The organism is Streptomyces sp. CA-288835 (assembly GCF_050936385.1).
Classification (GTDB): Bacteria; Actinomycetota; Actinomycetes; order Streptomycetales; family Streptomycetaceae; genus Streptomyces.
The window spans coordinates 6,812,708-6,831,612 of the sequence record NZ_JBNJMW010000001.1 but is presented as its reverse complement, the minus strand read 5'-3'; the positions used below and the strand labels follow the sequence as shown (position 1 = coordinate 6,831,612).

Genomic DNA, 18,905 nt, shown 5'->3' with positions numbered 1-18,905 from the left:
AGCCTCAGAGAAGGCTCGGGTCATGGACGATCTCCGGCTCGCCTGGCAGCTCACGCGCGGGTCCGATCGGCGCGAGTGGTTGCGGGTGCTGCTGACCGCGGTGGGAGCCGCGCTCGCCACCGCCTTCGGGCTCGCGGCGCTCGGGATCGGCGCGGTGCGCGGAAACGTGGAGTTCCCGTATCTCAACGGGCTGCTGGATGAGCCGGGAGTACGTCACGGAGTGGTCGCCGCGCTGCTGCTCCTGCTGGTGCCGGTGCTCGGGTTCCTCGCGCAGTGTGCGCGGATCGGTGCCGTGCACCGGGACCGGCGGCTGGCCTCGCTGCGCCTGGTCGGGGCGACGGCCCCGCAGGTGCGGCGTATCGCGGCCCTGGAGGCGGGCCTTGCCTGTCTGCTGGGCTCGGTTGTCGCCGCGGCGGTCTGCATACCTTCGGTGCTGCTCCTGTGGGACCGGCCTCCGCTGTGGCTGTGGGCCGCCTTCGCCGGGGCGACGCTGGTCGTACCCGTCGTCGCCGCGCTGGTGAGCGTTCTCGCGCTGCGCCGGGTGGTGGCCTCGCCGCTGGGGTGGGTACGCCGGGTGCGGCCGGAGCGCGGCGCGAGTGCCCTGCTCACGTTGGGCGTACCCACGCTGTTGGTGGGCGCCGGGGCCACTCTGGTCCTGAAGGGGGGCCGAGACTTGAGTTACGCCGCGTTCCCGCTGGCGGCGCTCGGCGCGGTGACGCTGACCGCGGTGGGCTCGGTCGCCATTTCCGGGGGCACGGCCAAGCTCATGGGCCGGTGGCTCGCCGCGCGGACCGACAATCCGGCGGTGCTGATCGCGGCCGAGCGCCTGCGCACCGACCCCTGGGCCGCCGCACGCACCCACGCCGCCGTACTCCTGGTGACCATCGTGGGCGTGAGCTTCCTGGGCATACGGCAGCTGCTGCTCGACGACCTGAACGCGGACCGCCACGTCGAGAACATGGCCTTCTACACCACCGGCATCAACCTCACGGCCGCCGCCGTCCTGCTCGCCCTGACCATCACCCTGAGCGGCCTCGCCGTAGGCGCCGCCGAGTCACTGGCCACCCGCCGCCACGGCCTCGCCGCCCAGGCCGCCGCCGGGGTCCCGCAAGCGGTACTCGGCCGCGCCCTGCTCCTGGAGACGGCACTGCCACTGGCCCCGGCGATGCTCCTCGCGGGCCTCGGCGGCACGGCGGTGTACCTCGCGTACGGGATCGTGGCGAAAGCCTCCGTCCCACTCCTGCTGCCGCTGCTGTTCCCAGCGATGGTGTACGCGTCCTGCCTCCTCGCGGCGGCGACGGCACTGCCGCTGCTGAGGCGGGTGGTGCAGCCGGGGGAGCTGCGGTACGCGTAGGCGCTCCGCTCGGGTTGCAGTTCGACTGCGGGTCCGTCGTGGCTGGTCGCGCAGTTCCCCGCGCCCCTGAAGGGGTGCGGGGCAGTGACTCGGCTCTCCGGGAGGCACGAGGGGACTTCCCGGAGAGCCGTAACGCCGCAGTTCAGAGCCGTACAGCCGTACAGCTCTGAACGGGCCGGTCGGCTGGCCGAGGCCCGTATCGACGCACCGCGCCACGCCAATACGAAGGCCCGGATCGTCAGGCAGAAATGCCATCGATCCGGGCCATGGCGTCATCCGCGCCGTACGGTTGCAAGTACGGCAGCCAGCGCGGATCCCTATGCCCGGTCCCGATGATGCGCCAGGCCAGCCCAGACGGCGGAGCCGGTTTGTGTCGCAGGCGCCAGCCGATCTCGAAGAGATGGCGGTCGGCCTTCACATGGTTGCAGCGGCGGCAGGACGCCACCACGTTGTCCCAGACGTGCTGACCCCCGCGGGAGCGCGGGATGACGTGGTCGACGCTGGTTGCGACGCCACCGCAGTACATGCACCGGCCCCCGTCGCGGGCGAACAACGCGCGACGGGTCAGCGGAACGGGCCCCCGGTAAGGGACCCGTACGAACCTCTTCAGCCGGACCACGCTGGGTGCGGGGACAGTAACGGTTGCACTATGCATAAAGGCGCCGGATTCCTCGAGGCAGACAGCCTTGTTCTCGAGGACGAGGACGAGCGCGCGGCGGAGCGGTACGACGCCGAGTGGCTCGTACGACGCGTTGAGGACCAGGACATGCGGCACGGATGCCTCCTTGTACGCCGGCGGCGCGTGGCTCGCGCCGGGACGATCTGCAGCCAGTCTCCCCTCATGCCTGGTGGAAGCGCCACCATGTCCCGGTAACGGGCTGGGAGTGTTTTCGACCACACCGTTTTCACTTCTTCGCGTTCATCCCCAGGTGAGCACAGTCTCTCCCTCGAACTTTGCGGCGATCCACACATGGTGCCCCGATAGTGTGTTGAGTCTGCCCGTCCGGTGACCCTCTTGTGACCCCCATGCCGCGGGCGGACCGCTACGCCTGGAGGTTCCTGCCGTGTTCTTGTCCGTCCTGTCGATCGCCGAGCCCTCGGACGAACCCTCGGCTCCATCGCTCCAGGACGCCCAGGAAAGCGCGACCGAGGCCGCGAGCTGGGTGGAGCAGAACTGGTCGACGTGGCTCAGCATCGGGCTTCGTATCCTGCTGATCATCGTGATCGCGGGCGTCCTGAGAGTGATGATCCGGCGGGCCATCACCAAGCTGATAGACCGCATGAACCGCACCGCCCAGGCCGTCGACGGCACCGCCCTTGGCGGTCTCCTCGTCAACGTCGAGCGCCGCCGTCAGCGTTCCCAGGCGATCGGTTCGGTACTGCGCTCGGTGGCGTCCTTCCTGATCCTGGGCACGGCCGGGCTGATGATCCTCGGCACGTTCCAGATCAACCTGGCCCCGCTGCTGGCCTCGGCCGGTGTGGCGGGTGTGGCGATCGGTTTCGGCGCGCGCAACCTCGTGACCGACTTCCTCTCCGGCGTCTTCATGATTCTGGAGGACCAGTACGGCGTAGGTGACACGGTCGACGCGGGCGTCGCCTCCGGCGAGGTCATCGAGGTAGGCCTGCGCGTGACGAAGCTCCGCGGCGACAACGGCGAGATCTGGTACGTCCGCAACGGCGAGGTCAAGCGCATCGGCAACCTCTCCCAGGGCTGGTCCACAGCCGGCGTCGACGTCACCGTCCGCCCCGACGAGGACCTGGAGAAGGTCCGGCGCACCCTGCTCGCGGTGGGCGAGGAGATGAGCAAGGACGAGCCCTGGAACGAGCGCCTCTGGGGCCCGGTCGAGGTCCTGGGCCTGGACAGCGTCCTCCTCGACCAGATGGTCGTCCGAGTCTCGGCCAAGACGATGCCCGGCAAGGCCCTCTCCGTAGAACGCGAACTCCGCTGGCGCATCAAGAACGCCTTCGACGCGGCCGGCATCCAGATCGTGGGCGGCCTCCCCCTCCAGCCGGACACCGATTCCTCGTCCACCGACCCGACGGCAGGCATGGCCCCTCCCTCGGCGTACGCGAACACGTCCTCACCACAGGCCCAGGCGGCTACGCCACTCACACCGGCACAGGCGGCTTCGGCATCGCCCGCGGGTTCGGCTTCACCGAACGTCTCGAAGTAGCGGCTTGGACTTGCCTTTTACGAGGACGGCGGCGCCCGGAGGATTCCGGGCGCCGCGTCGTTGGCGGGCTACGGCTCCAGCGCCTTGGTGTCCCACACCAGCCGGAAGCGGGGGCACGCCTCGGTGCCGCCGTCCCAGTCGGCGGCGATCACGACAGTGTCCAGGTCACCGTCCGAGGAGTAGTCGGTGGGGATCACGTACGCCCGCTGCCCCTGGAAGGTACCGGCGTCGGCCTCCCGCCCGTTGACGGTGATCTGCCACCGGATCGCGCGGTCCGAGCAGCCCGCCGGGACGTAAGCGGTCAGCGCGCCCGACACGTCGTCGACGCGGCGGAGGTGGGGCACGGAGACCGTCCCCCGGACGCTCAGGGTGCTTTCGAGGCTGTCGCGCACCCGCCAGCTGAAGGTGTAGCGCTTGTTGTCGGTGAGACCGGCGCCCACGTGACGGAAGCTGAACTCGGTCTCCGGGGCAGGGCCTCCTGTGTGGACAAGTTTGGCGTTCGCCGTGGCCAGGATCTGGAGGATCGCCCCGACAACCATCACCAGGGCGACCAGCACCAGGCACGGCACAACGACGCACCCCCACCAGACTGGCAGCAGCTCCGATTCCTCCGGCTTCGTCGGCTTCTTGTCAGCCCTCGCATCCTCATCCATGCCACAAGCCTTGCCCCGATGCGTCGGGACCCCTCCCGTACCACCGCCAGGGCTCGCAGGACGTCGGCTTGCGTGGATGACGATCCGCTCTCCACGCACATGGGTGAGGTAGGTGAGCATCAGCAGCCCCCGGCTCTCGGCCCGCATGCCGGGTCCCGGTCCGGGCGGCCCTCTCTAGGAAGACCATGGACGCATGTACGGCGATCTCGTTGGCCAGCCGCAGACCTCCCGGTCGCTGGCTGTCAGCGACGACGTCTGGGAGGACCCGGACGAGATCGAGCGCATCGTCGAGGTCCGCATGCGACGCCAGGAACGCCTGCACGGCGAGCGTCCGCTTCAGGTGTACGCCGTCATCTGGGAGGCGGCGCTACGCCAACTGGTCGGCGGCCCTGACGTGATGCGAGCACAGCTCGAACACCTGCTGAACGTGGCCAAGTTGCCGAACATCAGGTTGCAAGTACTCCCCTACCGCACGGGTGGACACCCCTGCGTCGGTGGCGCGTTCAATATCATCTCGTTCGCCGAAACCGAGGCCGTGGACGTGGTCCACGTGGACGCCATCACGTCTACCGTGTGGGTGGAGAACGAGGACGACAGCGCCAAGTACAGCCAGTACTTCGACCGTACGGCCCGCCTGAGCCTCGCTCAGCACGACGCCGTCCAGCTGATCGACAGCATCCGTCAGGAGATGGATGTAGGCCTTGCCCGAGTTCGACTTCGTGAAGTCCAGCTACAGCACGTCCGGCGGGGAGTGCGTCGAAGTTGCCCGCAACATCCCCCACACCATCGCCGTCCGCGACTCAAAAGACCCCGACGGCCCGATACTTCGCCTCACCCCGGAGGCCTGGGCTCACTTCACGACATCGTGCCCTCGTATGACCCGTTGCTCGGCCTAAGTCGGCTCGCCGGGAATCCGGCCATGGCGCGCACTCCGGCAACTCAGGGGGCTGCGCAGTGGCTGACGCTCCGCTTCAGGCCCCCGCCGCCACTGAGCCGTCAAGTGCTGGCTAGCAGGGCGAGAGCGAACACGGCAACCGTGATCAGCCATGCGGTCGTGCTTCCAGCCGGGTATAGGGGCAGCGCCCACCAGGTGTGCGTGGCGGAGCTGCCGGGCTGGTAGGTGCGGCCGGCGATCAGAGTACCGATGAGGAGCGCCATGCCGGAAGCTGCCGCCGCCGCTTCGTTGGCCACACGCCGTACGAGGAGAGCAACAGCGAGGAGGAGCGTGATGTTGCGGGCGACGTCCATCCCGACCAGCACTCCAGCCGCGTGTGCGAGACCTACGGTGAGGACGACGGCGCCATTGTCGAGGCGGCGGATGGGTACGACCGCTGTCCGTTCCGCCTCCTGGAGCCGGCGTTCCATGCAGTACATGACGGCGACGACGGCCAGGATCGGGGTGAAGTACTCCAGGCGTGCACCGTCCATCCCGCCGACCAGGCTCGGAATGGGAACCTCGCTGGTGCCCACCGCCCAGCACACGACCACGATCACGGCGAGGGTGGGAGGGACGGCCCACCAGCGGCGTACCGTCAGCGCGTATCGGTTCACGCGCCCACCCGGATGCAGTGGTCCTGGCTGGTGGCCTGCTGCTTGAACCAGTCGGCCTGGTCCGCGGCGGGCATCTGGCGGACCTTCTGGAGTTCTGTCCATTCGGCGGGGACCATCGCCTGCTGGACGGATTGCGTGTCGAGGCCGATGACGAGTGCTGCCCAGGCGGCTGCGGGAGAGCCGGGCTGCCAGCAGTCGCGCACACCAGCGGTGGCGGCCACACCGGCTACGGCTGATTCAGCGAGATCAGCCTCGTACCGCTCCTGGGAGGCTTGCTCATGGAGAGCGGGAAGCGACCAGTACAGCGGCCAAGTGCCTGGCTTGAGCGGTGTAGTGGCAGAGGTGATGCGCAGCTCCTGAGGGGCGGGAACGCCGGCGGCCTTCAGATCGTCGATCGGTCCTATGGCGTCTCGGCGCAGCTGCTCGGCATACGGCTGGTACTCCGGCGGCACACACACTCTGGGGGCCTGTCCGGTGCAGGACATGGTGACCGTACGGGCATGAGTGAGGGCCTCGTATGTCCAGTCGGACACGGCAAGGTAGCCGGTGATGAGGGTCGCTGCTGCGGTCACGGCGCCGATCGTGGCCTTGAGACCGCGCCGGTGTGGGCTGGTCAAAAGCCACGCGGCGACGGCCAGACCGGCGACGACACCCCAGGGGACGAGGTAGACGGCGGGGTCGAGGATGTCGGTGACGGTGGAACCGCCGTGGATGAAACCTCCCAGGTGCCGTAGGGAGGGGTTGGTGAAGGAGTGCGGCATGGCGAGCCAGGCCCAGCAGCCGATGGCCACGAGCGGGGCGGCGATGCTGCCGGGAAGCGCGCGTCCGGCGCACCAGCCGATGACCGTCCAGCCGAGGGGGAGAACAATCAGGTGGGCCACGGCGAGCCATCCGGCACCACCGGGCCATACGCCTGTCGCGTTGCGGGCGAGCACGAGCGCGGCGACAACGAGAACGAGGTAGAGGATCAGGGCGGGCGTGACGGCTCGCAGCAGCTGCACGACAGGGTTGCGGGGGCTGGTAGTGCCGAGGGCGCCCAGGAGGCGGTGTCGGCCTGCTTCCCACGCGGTGGCGCCGGCGGCGGCCGGAGCGATGACTGCCATGGCGAAGGCGGCTGTCTCGCCGGATTCCACACCGTAGTGGGAGGGAGCGGTGTAGGTGACGTCGCCGATGTACAGGCCGATGTAGATCAGGGCGGGCAGGACCAGCCACGGTGCGGCCGAGGCGCGGAGGCTTGCCCAGGTGATGGTCATTCAGTTGCCTCCAGGAGCGCCGCGTAGGCACTTTCAAACTGGCGTCCTGGCACGCAGTCCGATGCGTGGTGGCCGGCGAATTCCTTGACCGTCCCCTTGAAGCGGGAACGGCCCGCTTCAAGGACGACGACTTCGTCGAAAGCCTGGTCCAGGTCGCCGATGTCGTGCGTGGAAACGATGACGTGGACCGTGCCGCGCAGGGAGATCAGCAGGTCGAGAAAGCGGCGTCGCTGGTGGGGGTCGAGCCCGACGGTGGGTTCGTCGAGAAGGAGTACTTCGGCGTCATGGACGAGGGCTTGCGCGATGGCGAGGCGCTGCTGCTGTCCGCCGGAGAGTGTCTTGATCTTGTTGTTGAGCTTGTCGGTCAGGCCGACGCGCTCGATGGCCTCGGGTGCGGCATTCCAGGCGTCGCGCTCCCGCATGCCCTTGAGCCAGCCCACGTATGCCACATGTTCTCTGCACGTCATCCCGGGGAGGAATCCTGGGCGCTGCGGCAGCCAGGAAACCTTGTGGCGGTAGGTCCGCACATGCCTGCGGTTGCCAAGGTCGAGGTCCCCGTAGCGGATTCGGCCTGCCTGCGGCGTGGAGGCGCTGGCGCCGAGGGTGAGCAGGGTGCTTTTCCCTGCGCCGTTCGGGCCGAGGAGGACGGTGTGGCCGGGTGAGAAGTTCAGGTTGAGCTGGTTGAGCACGAGGCGTGACCTGGCGGTGTAGCGGAAGGTGCAGGACTGATAGTTCAGGGGCATGGAGGGTTTCCTCGTGGCACGGCCGACCGTCCGGCCGCACCCACGGGTCGGGGCGGGACCGACCCGGTCCTTGCGGAGGGTGACGTTGACGAGTCTGTCCGAGCCGTCGTCGGAGCGGCCGGTGAACTTGATGTTGGTTGAGCCACCGTTGTCGAACCAGCGACGGGAACGCGTGGCTGATGCCTTTCGGTGAGGGGTGGCATGAACGTCCGGAAGTGTATGGACATGTCAGACACAAGATCACCACCTGATGGATTTCAGTCAACTTGTTGACCAAATCTCGTATATGAACGGTCAGTTCAGGGATGTGTCGCGCATGCAGTGGCGCCGGACGCGGTAGCTGCGGGTTGGGGCAGCTACGCCACTCCGGGTTTGCCGGGACCCGGAACCAGGCGGCTCCTCGGCCGCACGTCACCGCTTGGGAGTCGCTATGTCAGTGCCTGCCTCTACGGTTTGGGCATGACTCCTGAGATGTGGGAACGGTTAAGTGCCTTTCGTGGCAAGGCGGTTGCTCGGGGTATACCGGGCGAGGACGTGGAGCGGTGGTTGGCCGTCGCCCGGCCCTGCGCGACGCTGGGGCGGGACGGGGACGGGCCGGTTGTGGGGCGGTTCGGTGGGCCGTTGCTGCTGCCGGCCGAGGTGCCGGACCCCGAGCATCCCTTCGTTGCCTCCGTCGATCTCGCGGCGTTGCCCGACGGTGCGACGGATCTGGGCCTGCCTCGCGACGGGCAGCTGCTGCTGTTCGCCTTTCCTGAGAGCGCTGACGATGCCGAGAGCATGGGCAGTGTGGTGTACGTCCCGGTCGGCTCGGCCGTGGTGGAGCGGGATCGGCATGCTTGGAACGCGTACGACTTCGAGGATGAGGAGGCGATGTTCGAGGCGTTTCCGGAGGGGCCGTTGCGGGCGACGGTCAATGTGTCGCTGCCTCACCATCAGGCGGTCGAAGTCCTCGGCGAGGCGAGGAGCGTGCCAATTCCCGGGCATCCCCGGGCCGAGGAACTCGTCGCGGTCTGGGAGAGCGTCCGTGGCGACATCGCGCCCGAGGGGCCGTTGCAGATCGGGGGGTACGCCGATGAGGAGGCCGTTTACATCGATCCGGTCGCCGTTGCCGTGTCCAGGGCTGTGAGAGCGGCGGAAGCGGGCGGGTGGGACGGGCCGGTTTCGGGTGATGTCGCGGACTGGGTGCTACTGGCCGACTGGCAGGCCGGTATGGATGTGGAGGGCTGGGAGAGTGCCACCGTTCACTGGGTGATCCAGCGCGAGGATCTGGCCGCGCAGCGCTTCGACCGGGCGTTCACCAGCGTGTTCTGGAACCCCTGACCTGCGCCTGGGACGGGACGGGTCAGGGCGGGGCGGGCGCGAGCCCGTGCGGCATCCGGGCCGGCATCGCCTGACCCACGTCGCGCATGTGGGCCCGGACACCGTCGTTGTGGCGGCCGGACGCGGCGGCGGTCCGCCGCCCGCGCTGCCGGTCCGCCCCCGTCACCCCCGCTGCAGGTCCGTCCCCGTCAGCCCCGCTCCCCCACCGGTTCCGCCACGCCCACGATGAAGCTCCGGCCGCCCACCAGCCGTACATCGGCCGACCATCCCAGCGCCGCGAGGTCACCCGTCAGGGTCTCCGGCTCGTGGAATACCTTCACGACCCGGTGCCGGCTGCCGTCGTCCAGGCGGCGCAGCACCACCGAGCCGGGCTGGCCGTCGGCGGCGGCCTCCTCGCGCCAGGCCTCCCCCGGACCCTCGTCGATGAAGATCGCCTTGCCGTGCGGGGCCAGCGCCTCACGGACCGTGTTCCAGAAAGCGGGCAGTCGCGACGGCGGGACGTGGGAGAGCCAGAAGGCGAAGAAGACCGTGTCGTAGCGGCGCGACGGGTGCCAGGTGAAGACGTCGGCCTGGGTGAACAGGACGTTGGGGGATGTGACGCGGGCGCACGCGATGTCCAGCGTCTCGGCCGCCGCGTCGAGCGCGGTCACCGAGTGGGCGCGTTCGGCGAGGGCGCCGGTCCACTGGCCCGTTCCGCAGGCCAGCTCCAACACGTCGCCGGTGATGGGGAGTTCGTCGATGGCGGCCAGGAGGTTCCGTAGGTCCTCGCGTTCGGCATAGACCCGGTCGTACTCCTGCGCTCTGGCCCGGTAGTAGGCCCGCTGTTCCGCCAGCAGGGCTTCGTCCGGAAGGCCTTGGTCCACAAGCGCTTCGTCCTCGCCAGCCATGGGTCGACCCTAGCCGTTCAGCGTCACGTAAAGACTTTGTTACCTGCCAGCGGCCGGTATTGACGCCTCCGTGGCCGAAGGCCTACCTTCCACAACCAATAGGAAAGTTTCCTAACAGTGCTCGAGAGCAGGATCCAGCATGGATGGACGCCCGCTCGAGATCGCTGAGATGCTGGCCACGGAAGGGCAGGTGACGACAGCGATGGCAGGTTCAGCCGGTACCCCGGGCACCCCGCGCGTCCTGCGCGCCATGAACGACCGGGCCGCTCTCGATCTGCTGCTGGAGCACGGGCCGCTGTCGCGGACCAGGATCGGCAACCTCACCGGCCTGTCCAAGCCGACCGCCTCGCAGCTCCTCGCCCGGCTGGAGGCCGCAGGACTCGTCGTCGTGACCGGCACCAGTGAGGGGCGGCCCGGACCCAACGCCCAGTTGTACGCGGTGAACCCCGCCGCCGCCCGGGTCGCGGGCCTCGACGTCACCCCCACGGGAATCCGTGCCGCGATCGCCGACATCACCGGCGAGACCGTGGGTCGGTTCGAACTGCCAACTCCCGGCCGCAGTGCGGAGGGCGCCGTCGACCGCGTACTGGTGGCCCTGGACGGCGCGATCAAGGACGCCGGGCTGCACCGGGCCGACGTGCACCGGATCGTGATCGGTACGCAGGGCGCCTTCGACCCCGCCACCGGCAACCTGCGTTACGCCAGCCACCTCCACGGCTGGCACTCGCCCCGGCTGCTGGAGGACATGGCCGCCGCGCTCGGCCCCATCCCCTTCGAAGTGGAGAACGACGTCAACCTCGCCGCCATCGCCGAACAGCGCATCGGCGAAGCGCGCGGCTGCGAGAACTTCACCCTGCTCTGGGGAGAACGGGGCTTCGGCGCCGCGGTCGTCATCGGCGGCCGACTGCACCGGGGCGCCACCGGAGGCGCCGGCGAAGTCGCCTTCCTCCCGTTGCCGGGAGCCCCGCTCGTACGCAATGTCGCGCGCAGCAACTCCGGGGGTTTCGAGGAACTGGCCGGTCGCCGGACCGTGTTGCGCCTGGCGCGCGAGCACGGACTGACGCCTCCGCCGGGCACCAGTGGCGGCACCCTCACCGAGAGAGCCGCCGCGGTGGTCGCCGAAGCGGCCCGTACGGCCGAAAGCCACGGACCGGGGCAGGCCGTACTCGCCGAGTTCGCCACCCGCCTCGCCACCGGACTCGCCGCGGTCGTCGCGGTGATCGACCCCGAACTGATCATCCTGGCCGGCGGCGTGATCACCGCCGGCGGCGAACCCCTGCGCGCCCTCATCCAGTCCGAGCTCGCCGAACTGGCCGTCCCCCGCCCCGCCATCCGCCTCAGTACGACACCCGACAGCCCCGTACTGACCGGCGCCCTGCAATCCGCCCTCGCGGCCACCCGCGCCGAGGTCTTCGACACCACGGGTCGCACCCCCTGACCCGTACCGCCTGATCCACCACTGCCTGGTCCGTACGACCTGACCGGTACGGCAGACCCGTACCGCCCGATTCGTATCGCCTGACCGATGGCCGAGCCCGTACGACCGGACCGGCACCCCCAGCTCGTACGGCCGGACCGATACCGCCCGCCCGCACCACCTGATCCGTCCCCACTTGATCCGCGGCCCCCGACCCGCCCCGTCCCTACCCCCGCACGCCCAATTCCCCCTCGCCCAACCCCCTTCGCACGCCCCAAAGTTCCCCGCGCACGCCCCAAGGAGTTCCGCCATGCCCAGAATCAGTCCCGTACGCCCCGTACGACTCGTCATCGCGGCCACCGCGCTAGCCCTGACCGCCACCGCCTGCACAGGTTCCAGCACGTCCGGCGCGACCGACGACGCCAGCAAGCCGTCCACCATCACCTTCTGGCACCCGTGGAGCGCGCCCAACGAGGTCAAGGCGATCGAAGCGAACGTCGCGGCCTTCGAGAAGGCGCACCCCAACATCGACGTCAAGGTCGTCGGGAACGTCGACGCCGACAAGGTGAACCAGGCGCTGCGCGCGGGCGGTTCGAACGCACCGGACGTGGTGGCGTCCCCGGAGACGAGCAACGTCGGCAAGTTCTGTTCGTCGGGTGTCTTCGCCGACCTCGATCCCTTCCTGGAGAAGTCGAAGATCGACACCGCGAAGACGTTCCCCAAGCCGATGCTCGACTACACGCAGTTCGAGGGGACGCGCTGCGCACTGCCGCTGTTGGGCGACGCGTACGGGCTCTACTACAACAAGACGATGTTCGAGGAGGCGGGCATCACGGCCCCGCCCAAGACGCTCTCCGAGTTCAAGGCCGCAGCGGTCAAGCTGACGAAGAGCAAGGGCGGCAGTTACTCGCAGCTCGGCTTCATGCCGACCTTCCACGGCTACGAGGTCACCGTCCCGCACCTCGCGGCGCAGTGGAGCCCGGAGTACTTCACCGCCGACGGCAAGTCGAACGTCGCCAAGGACCCGGCGTTCAAGGAGCTGTTGACCTGGCAGCAGGACATGGTCAAGTCGCTCGGCGGCTTCCAGAAGCTGGAGAAGTACCGCTCCACCTTCGGTGACGAATGGTCGGCCCAGAACCCGCTGCACACCGGGCAGATCGCCATGAACATCGACGGCGAGTGGCGCGGCGGCATGATGAAGGACGCGGGCGTCGACTTCGAGGTGGGAGTCGCGCCGTTCCCGGTCCCGGACGACCAGGCGGACACGTACGGCAAGGGCTTCCTGACCGGCACGATCATCGGCCTCGCCAGCACCAGCAGCAAGCAGAACGCCGCCTGGGAGCTGGTGAAGTACATGACCACGAACACCGACGCGGTCGTCTCCTTCGCCAACGCCATCAACAACGTCCCCTCGACCTTCGAGGCCCTGAAGTCCCCGAAACTCGAGAACGACGCCACGATGCAGGCCTTCGTGAAGATCGCCGAGAACCCGAACAGCAACACCGCGCCCGCCGCGGTCAACGGCAGCGCGTACCAGGAGACCCTGCAGAACTTCGCGTACGACTACGAGTCCGGCAAGGAGAAGGGCCTGGACGCGGGGCTTGCGAAGGTCGCGAAGCAGATCGACACCGACATCGCCAAGGCGAAGTAGCGGCCCGATGACGATCCTTCACGGCCACTCGGCGGCGCTGCGTACCAAGCGCCGCCGGGAGGGGCTGCGCACGCTGGCGTTCCTCTCCCCCTGGCTCATCGGTTTCAGCGTCTTCTTCGTCTATCCGCTGCTGTCGACCGTCTACTTCTCCTTCATGAAGTACGACGGCTTCAAGCCGCCCACCTTCAACGGGCTCACCAACTGGACCTACGTCTTCAGCCAATATCCCTTCTTCTGGGCCGCGATGCGCAACACCCTGTGGCTCGTGGTGATCATGGTGGCGGCCCGGGTGGTGTTCGGGCTCGGCGTCGGGCTGCTGATCACGAAGATCAAGACGGGTGCGGGCGTGTTCCGTACCTTCTTCTACCTGCCGTACCTCGCCCCGCCCGTCGCCGCGACCCTGGCCTTCGCGTTTCTGCTCAACCCCGGCACGGGCCCGGTCAACCAGGTGCTCGGCGATCTGGGCCTGCCACAGCCGGGCTGGTTCAACGACCCGACCTGGTCCAAGCCGGCGCTGACGCTGCTCGCGCTGTGGGGCATCGGCGACCTCATGGTCATCTTCATGGCGGCGCTGCTCGATGTGCCCAAGGAGCAGTACGAGGCCGCCGAGCTGGACGGCGCGGGCTCCTGGAAGCGCTTCCGCTACGTCACTCTGCCGAACATCTCGCCCATCGTGCTGTTCGCCGTGGTCACCGGGGTGATCCAGACGATGCAGTACTACACGCAGCCGCTCATCGCCGGTAAGACGGCCAGCGGTGTCATCGGCGCCGGGGCCGGCCAGATCTACGAGCCCGGCTACCCGGGGAAATCGACGCTGACCCTCCCCCAGCTCATCTACACCCTGGGCTTCCAGCGCTTCGACACCGGCTCCGCCTGCGTGGTCGCCCTCGTGCTGTTCGCCCTGTCCATGGCGTTCACCGCGCTGCTGATGCGCCGCCGCGGCGGCCTGATCACGGTGGAGGACTGATCCCCATGACCCACACCGTCACCGCTCGCCCGCCGACGCCCACCAAACCGGCCGGTTCGTCCGGCAGGGCCTCCGCGAGCCCGGCGGCCCGTACCGCCCGTCGCAAGGCGCTGCTGCACTGGATCGCCGTGCACTGTCTGGGCATCGCGGCCGCGCTGTTCTTCATCATGCCGTTCGTGTTCATCCTGCTCACGTCCCTGATGGACGACCGGCAGGCGCTGACCAGCGCCCTGCGGCCGAGGTCCTGGAACTGGGACAACTACGCGAACGTCTGGAACGCCCCCGGCTTCCTGACCTGGTGGCGCAACACCCTCATGTACGCGGGGCTCGGCACCCTCTTCACCGTCGTCTCCAGCCTTCCGGTGGCGTACGCCCTGGCAAAGTTCCGCTTCCGCGGCCGGCGGATCGCGACGATGCTCGTGATCTCCGCGATGATGCTGCCGCCGCAAGTGATCATCGTGCCGATGTACCTGTTCTGGGCCAAGCAGATGCACATGACCGGCTCGCTGTGGCCGCTGATCATCCCGATGGCCTTCGGCGACGCCTTCAGCATCTTCCTGCTGCGGCAGTTCCTGCTGACCATTCCGAATGAGTACTTGGACGCGGCGAAGGTCGACGGCTGCGGGGAGCTGCGCACCCTGCTGCGGATCGTTGTGCCGCTGGCCAAGCCGGGGATCGCGGCCGTAGCGCTGTTCCAGTTCTTCTACTGCTGGAACGACTACTTCGGCCCGCAGATCTACGCGAGTGACAATCCGGCTGCCTGGACGCTCAGTTACGGCCTTGAGTCGTTCAAGGACAACCACCATACGAACTGGAATCTGACCATGGCCGCGACCCTGCTGGTCATGGCCCCCGTGATCATCGTGTTCTTCTTCGCACAGAAGGCGTTCATCGAGGGTGTCACGCTGACCGGAGTGAAGGGCTGACTGACCGTGAAACTGGCAGTAGTGGGCGGGGGCTCCACCTACACCCCCGAACTCATCGACGGCTTCGCCCGGTTGAGGGACACCCTGCCCGTCGAAGAGCTGGTGCTCGTCGACCCGGCGGCCGAACGGCTTGAGCTGGTCGGCGGCTTGGCGCGGCGCATCTTCGCCCGTCAGGGGCACGGCGGGCGCATCGTCACGACCTCCGACCTCGACGCGGGGATCGACGGCGCCGACGCGGTCCTGCTGCAACTGCGCGTCGGCGGACAGGCCGCGCGGGAGCAGGACGAGACCTGGCCGCTGGAGTGCGGCTGTGTCGGGCAGGAGACGACCGGTGCGGGCGGGCTCGCGAAGGCGCTGCGTACGGTGCCGGTGGTGCTGGACATCGCGGAGCGCGTACGGCGGACGAATCCGGGCGCCTGGATCATCGACTTCACCAATCCGGTCGGCATCGTGACCCGCGCCCTGCTCGAGGCCGGTCATAAAGCGGTTGGGTTGTGCAATGTGGCGATCGGTTTCCAGCGGAAGTTCGCAGGGCTGCTCGGCATCGCGCCCGTCGACGTGCACCTCGATCATGTCGGGCTCAACCACCTCACCTGGGAGACGGGTGTACGACTCGGGGGGCCCGAGGGCGAGGACATCCTGCCGAAGCTACTGGCCGTGCACGGCGAAGCCGTCGCCACCGACCTTCGCCTGCCCCGCCACGTCCTCGACCGCCTCGGCGTCGTCCCCTCCTACTACCTGCGCTACTACTACGCGCACGACGAGGTCGTACGGGAGCAACGTACGAAGCCGTCGCGGGCCGCCGAAGTGGCCGCGATGGAGCGCGAGTTGCTGAAGATGTACGGCGACCCGGAGCTCGCCGAGAAGCCGGCGCTGCTGGGCAAGCGGGGCGGGGCGTACTACTCGGAGGCGGCCGTGGACCTCGCGGCCTCGCTGCTCGGTGGCGGGGCGGGAAGTCCGTACCAGGTCGTGAACACGTACAACAAGGGGACGCTGCCGTTCCTGCCGGACGACGCCGTCATCGAGGTCCAGGCGGCCGTCGGATCCAGCGGGGCCACTCCGCTGCCGGTGCCGTCCGTGGATCCGCTGTACGCGGGTCTGATGGCGAACGTCACCGCGTACGAGGACCTGGCGCTTCAGGCGGCGCTGCACGGTGGCCGCGAGCGGGTGTTCCGGGCGCTGCTGGCGCATCCGCTGGTCGGCCAGTACGCGTATGCCGACGCCCTCACCGATCAGCTGATCGCGCACAACCGGGAGCACCTCGCGTGGACGTGAGAGCGGGTGTTCTCGCCATCGACGCGGGGAACAGCAAGACCGATGTCGCTGTGGTCGCGCCGGACGGGCGGGTGCTCGCCGAGGCGCGCGCGGGTGGCTTCCGGCCGCCCGTGGTCGGGGTGCGGCAGGCGGTGGACACGCTGGCGGGGGCCGTCGACCGGGCCTTCGCCGAGGCGGGGATCACGGCCGTGGACCATGTCTCCGCTTGTCTCGCCAATGCCGATCTCCCCGTCGAGGAGCGGCAGTTGGCGGCCGCGCTGCACGCGCGTGCGTGGGGCGCGAGTACCGAGGTGCGCAACGACACCTTCGCGATCCTGCGCGCCGGCGTCGCCGAGCCGCGTGGGGTGGCGGTGGTGTGCGGTGCGGGTATCAACTGCGTCGGCATGCGGCCCGATGGGCGCATCGCCCGCTTCCCTGCCATCGGCCGGCTCTCCGGTGACTGGGGCGGCGGCGGGGGTTTGGCCGAGGAGGCCATCTGGCATGCGGCGCGCGCCGAGGACGGCCGGGGCGGCCCGACCGTGCTGGCCCGCGCGCTGCCCGCCCACTTCGGCCTGGACTCCATGTACGCGCTGATCGAGGCCTTCCACCTCGGGCACCTGGTGCAGGAGCGGCGTCATGAGCTGACACCGGTCCTGTTCGCCACAGCGGCGGCCGGCGACCCGGTGGCCCGCGCGCTGGTCGACCGGCTCGCGGAGGAGGTGGCGGCCATGGCGAGCGTGGCCCTCTCCCGTCTGGAACTGCTCGACGAGGAGGCCCCCGTACTTCTCGGCGGCAGCATCCTGGCGGCCCGGCACCCCCAACTCGACGACCGTATACAGGAACTGCTGGCCGAGCGCGCCCCCAAGTCCGTACCCCGGGTGGTCACCGCGAGCCCCGTCCTGGGTGCCGTGCTGCTCGGCCTCGACCACGTGGGGGCGCCCGAGGAGGTGCACGCGCGCGTGCGGGCGCATTACGAGGGCGGAAACTGAGCGCTTCCCTCCGGGTTCCCCCCGGCTCCCCTCCTGGGAGAAACCCGGTTCCCTCCGCGGAGAAACCGTGAGAACTCGGCAGAACTCAGGGAACCGTAGGGTCGCGGATCGCGTATTCATGGTTGCGCTGCGGTACGAATTGCACTGCGATACGAACAAGATCCAGTCAGGGCCTGTGCGGATGTCAGTCCCGGCGGGGATACTTGCGGCCGTGCACCTCTTCCCGTGCGTCCTGACGTGCGGGCGGACGTGACGGAGGGATGACCATGGGGGAGGTCAAGTGACATACACGCCGAACGGCGGCTCGGCGCCACCTGGCGCGGGACCGCCCACGATGCCCGCCATGCCGCCGCAGCCCGGTCCACCGGTCGCGGCGCCACCGGCCGCGCCCGCCGCCCAGCCTGCTCCGGCCGGTCCCGGCGGGCCCGACCCGACGCCTCCGCGCCGTACGGCCTGGGCGGAAGGCGTCGACCAGTTGCGTGCCGCGGCGACGACGGAGCCGGGGCGGCTGCGCATCATCGGTGCCGTGCTCGCCTTCCTCGTCGTGGCGTTCGGCTCGATGACGGCTTGGCAGATGACGGAGCGGTCGGCCGCCGCCGACAACGTGCTGAACAGCAGCCAGCCGCTGAGCGCCGACGCCGCGGACATCTACCGCTCGCTCGCCGACGCCAACACCGCGGCCTCCAGCGGCTTCCTCGCGGGCGGCCAGGAGACGGCCCGGTCCCGCCAGCGGTACGAGGAGGGCATCAGCACGGCCGCGGACAAGCTGGTCAACGCCGCGGCCAACTCCGAGCCGGGCTCCGAGTCGGCGAAGACCATCACCCGGCTGAACACCCGGCTGCCCGAGTACAAGGGCCTCGTCGAGCGCGCCCGGTCCAACAACCGGCAGGGCTACCCGCTCGGCGGCGCCTACCTGCGGTACGCCAACGCGAAGATGCAGGTCATGCTCAAGGACGCCGAGGATCTCTACAAGATGGAGAACCAGCGGCTGCGTTCCGACTACGACGCCGCCACTCCGTACCCGTGGATAGCGATGGGCGCCGGCGTCCTCGCGATCGGCGGCCTCGTCTGGGCCCAACGGCGCAACTACCACCGTACGAACAGGGTCTTGAACCACGGCCTTGTCGCCGCGACCGCCGCCTCCACGGTGGTGCTGCTCTGGCTGGCGGTGGGCCACACCTTCGCGCGGGCGGGACTGAACGACTCGTACGACCACGGAGTACGGTCGCTGAACGTGCTGAACGACGCCCGGATCGCCTCCCTCAAGGCCCGCGGCAACGAGACGCTGACGCTGGTCAGCCGGGGCGCCGAGACCACAAAGGTCGGCGACAAGGTCGTGGACGCGTACGACAACGACTACAAGATCCAGATGAAGGACCTCTCCGCCAAGCTGGCCGCCGCCGAGGACCTCGCCGACGACGGTGCGGGCGAGACCCCGGTGAAGGGCGCGACGAAGAACATGCAGGTCTGGCAGGACCGGCACGAGGAAGCCCGTACCGCGGACGACAACGGCGACTACCAGGGCGCGCTGGACAGGGTGATCGGCTCCAATGACAAGAAGCCGACGGGCGAGTGCTTCGACAATGTGGACACCGATCTGGACAAGGCGCTCAAGCACGAGCAGGGCGAGTTCGAACTGGCGGCTGAGGACGGCAAGGGCGCGATGACGGGGCTTCCAGTGGGCGCCGCGGTGCTCGCGGTGCTGGGCGCCTCGGGTGCGGTGCTCGGTATCGGGCGCCGGCTGTCGGAGTACCGGTGAGAGGGGG

Annotated in this window: 17 protein-coding genes and 1 pseudogene; 12 read left to right on the top strand and 6 right to left on the bottom strand. The window is 69.0% G+C overall.

Translation table 11 applies throughout. From position 1 onward, the window contains the following. Nucleotides 1-22: 22 nt before the first annotated feature. Nucleotides 23-1,354, top strand: coding sequence for an FtsX-like permease family protein (locus ACQEVY_RS30995; RefSeq protein WP_432952663.1), 1,332 nt, complete (start codon nt 23-25; stop codon nt 1,352-1,354). A 238-nt stretch (nt 1,355-1,592) separates the two neighbouring features. On the opposite strand, the gene ACQEVY_RS30990 is transcribed toward ACQEVY_RS30995, so the two are convergent. Then, the gene (locus ACQEVY_RS30990) at nt 1,593-2,129 is read right to left on the bottom strand and encodes an HNH endonuclease (RefSeq protein WP_328771555.1); all 537 of its coding nucleotides are present in this window, start codon (nt 2,127-2,129) and stop codon (nt 1,593-1,595) included. 289 nt (nt 2,130-2,418) lie between these two features. Between ACQEVY_RS30990 and ACQEVY_RS30985 the strand changes: the two genes are divergently transcribed. Then, nucleotides 2,419-3,528 (top strand): mechanosensitive ion channel family protein, encoded by a 1,110-nt coding sequence (locus ACQEVY_RS30985; protein ID WP_432952661.1) that lies wholly within the window; start codon nt 2,419-2,421, stop codon nt 3,526-3,528. Nucleotides 3,529-3,596: 68 nt separating this feature from the next. On the opposite strand, the gene ACQEVY_RS30980 is transcribed toward ACQEVY_RS30985, so the two are convergent. Next, nucleotides 3,597-4,181, bottom strand: a complete 585-nt coding sequence (locus tag ACQEVY_RS30980) for a hypothetical protein (RefSeq protein ID WP_432952660.1) — start codon at nt 4,179-4,181, stop codon at nt 3,597-3,599. 193 nt (nt 4,182-4,374) lie between these two features. Here ACQEVY_RS30980 and ACQEVY_RS30975 point away from each other — a divergent pair. Both ACQEVY_RS30975 and ACQEVY_RS30970 read left to right on the top strand, forming a co-directional pair. Further along, nucleotides 4,375-4,842 (top strand): annotated as a pseudogene (locus ACQEVY_RS30975) (DUF5753 domain-containing protein); the annotation flags it as partial. Nucleotides 4,843-4,882: 40 nt separating this feature from the next. Then, nucleotides 4,883-5,077: a DUF397 domain-containing protein gene (locus ACQEVY_RS30970; RefSeq protein ID WP_432955488.1), complete on the top strand. Its 195-nt coding sequence runs from the start codon at nt 4,883-4,885 to the stop codon at nt 5,075-5,077. Nucleotides 5,078-5,177: 100 nt separating this feature from the next. Here ACQEVY_RS30970 and ACQEVY_RS30965 read toward each other — a convergent pair whose 3' ends face one another. From ACQEVY_RS30965 to ACQEVY_RS30955, 3 genes are read right to left on the bottom strand one after another with little or no spacing between them, the layout of a single operon-like run. Further along, nucleotides 5,178-5,732, bottom strand: a complete 555-nt coding sequence (locus tag ACQEVY_RS30965) for a hypothetical protein (protein WP_432952659.1) — start codon at nt 5,730-5,732, stop codon at nt 5,178-5,180. Continuing rightward, nucleotides 5,729-6,985, bottom strand: coding sequence for a DUF7224 domain-containing protein (locus ACQEVY_RS30960; protein WP_432952658.1), 1,257 nt, complete (start codon nt 6,983-6,985; stop codon nt 5,729-5,731). Before ACQEVY_RS30960 ends, ACQEVY_RS30965 begins: the two co-directional genes overlap by 4 nt. Continuing rightward, a complete protein-coding gene (locus ACQEVY_RS30955) occupies nt 6,982-7,728 on the bottom strand; it encodes an ABC transporter ATP-binding protein (RefSeq protein ID WP_432952657.1) in 747 nt (248 codons plus the stop codon). The genes ACQEVY_RS30960 and ACQEVY_RS30955 overlap by 4 nt, the downstream gene beginning before the upstream one ends. A 459-nt stretch (nt 7,729-8,187) precedes the next feature. Here ACQEVY_RS30955 and ACQEVY_RS30950 point away from each other — a divergent pair, with 459 nt between their 5' ends. After that, a complete protein-coding gene (locus ACQEVY_RS30950) occupies nt 8,188-9,048 on the top strand; it encodes a DUF1963 domain-containing protein (RefSeq protein ID WP_432952656.1) in 861 nt (286 codons plus the stop codon). 188 nt (nt 9,049-9,236) lie between these two features. Here the strand turns inward: ACQEVY_RS30950 and ACQEVY_RS30945 are convergent, their stop codons facing one another. Next, nucleotides 9,237-9,935, bottom strand: coding sequence for a class I SAM-dependent methyltransferase (locus ACQEVY_RS30945; protein WP_432952655.1), 699 nt, complete (start codon nt 9,933-9,935; stop codon nt 9,237-9,239). A 202-nt stretch (nt 9,936-10,137) separates the two neighbouring features. Between ACQEVY_RS30945 and ACQEVY_RS30940 the strand changes: the two genes are divergently transcribed. From ACQEVY_RS30940 to ACQEVY_RS30910, 7 genes are all read left to right on the top strand, one after another. Beyond that, nucleotides 10,138-11,373: an ROK family transcriptional regulator gene (locus ACQEVY_RS30940; RefSeq protein ID WP_432955486.1), complete on the top strand. Its 1,236-nt coding sequence runs from the start codon at nt 10,138-10,140 to the stop codon at nt 11,371-11,373. A 289-nt stretch (nt 11,374-11,662) separates the two neighbouring features. Then, entirely contained in the window at nt 11,663-13,003 is a 1,341-nt protein-coding gene (locus tag ACQEVY_RS30935) for an ABC transporter substrate-binding protein (protein WP_432952654.1), read from the top strand. 7 nt (nt 13,004-13,010) lie between these two features. Next, complete coding sequence (locus ACQEVY_RS30930; protein WP_432952653.1) at nt 13,011-13,970, top strand: carbohydrate ABC transporter permease; 960 nt, start codon at nt 13,011-13,013, stop codon at nt 13,968-13,970. Between the two features lie 5 nt (nt 13,971-13,975). Next, on the top strand, nt 13,976-14,896 hold the full coding sequence (locus ACQEVY_RS30925) for a carbohydrate ABC transporter permease (RefSeq protein WP_432952652.1): 921 nt from the start codon (nt 13,976-13,978) through the stop codon (nt 14,894-14,896). Nucleotides 14,897-14,902: 6 nt separating this feature from the next. After that, the gene (locus ACQEVY_RS30920) at nt 14,903-16,171 is read left to right on the top strand and encodes a 6-phospho-beta-glucosidase (protein ID WP_432952651.1); all 1,269 of its coding nucleotides are present in this window, start codon (nt 14,903-14,905) and stop codon (nt 16,169-16,171) included. Beyond that, entirely contained in the window at nt 16,168-17,139 is a 972-nt protein-coding gene (locus ACQEVY_RS30915) for an N-acetylglucosamine kinase (protein WP_432955485.1), read from the top strand. The genes ACQEVY_RS30920 and ACQEVY_RS30915 overlap by 4 nt, the downstream gene beginning before the upstream one ends. Before the next feature lie 280 nt (nt 17,140-17,419). Beyond that, nucleotides 17,420-18,898: a hypothetical protein gene (locus ACQEVY_RS30910; protein WP_432952650.1), complete on the top strand. Its 1,479-nt coding sequence runs from the start codon at nt 17,420-17,422 to the stop codon at nt 18,896-18,898. The last annotated feature ends 7 nt before the right edge of the window (nt 18,899-18,905 follow it).

What these genes read in the sequence shown, in the direction of transcription:
- ACQEVY_RS30995 (WP_432952663.1), top strand. Translation starts at nt 23, where the DNA reads ATGGACGATCTCCGGCTCGCCTGGCAGCTCACGCGCGGGTCCGATCGG.
- ACQEVY_RS30980 (WP_432952660.1), bottom strand. Translation starts at nt 4,181, where the DNA reads ATGGATGAGGATGCGAGGGCTGACAAGAAGCCGACGAAGCCGGAGGAA.
- ACQEVY_RS30960 (WP_432952658.1), bottom strand. Translation starts at nt 6,985, where the DNA reads ATGACCATCACCTGGGCAAGCCTCCGCGCCTCGGCCGCACCGTGGCTG.
- ACQEVY_RS30955 (WP_432952657.1), bottom strand. Translation starts at nt 7,728, where the DNA reads ATGCCCCTGAACTATCAGTCCTGCACCTTCCGCTACACCGCCAGGTCA.
- ACQEVY_RS30950 (WP_432952656.1), top strand. Translation starts at nt 8,188, where the DNA reads ATGACTCCTGAGATGTGGGAACGGTTAAGTGCCTTTCGTGGCAAGGCG.
- ACQEVY_RS30945 (WP_432952655.1), bottom strand. Translation starts at nt 9,935, where the DNA reads ATGGCTGGCGAGGACGAAGCGCTTGTGGACCAAGGCCTTCCGGACGAA.
- ACQEVY_RS30940 (WP_432955486.1), top strand. Translation starts at nt 10,138, where the DNA reads ATGGCAGGTTCAGCCGGTACCCCGGGCACCCCGCGCGTCCTGCGCGCC.
- ACQEVY_RS30935 (WP_432952654.1), top strand. Translation starts at nt 11,663, where the DNA reads ATGCCCAGAATCAGTCCCGTACGCCCCGTACGACTCGTCATCGCGGCC.
- ACQEVY_RS30930 (WP_432952653.1), top strand. Translation starts at nt 13,011, where the DNA reads ATGACGATCCTTCACGGCCACTCGGCGGCGCTGCGTACCAAGCGCCGC.
- ACQEVY_RS30925 (WP_432952652.1), top strand. Translation starts at nt 13,976, where the DNA reads ATGACCCACACCGTCACCGCTCGCCCGCCGACGCCCACCAAACCGGCC.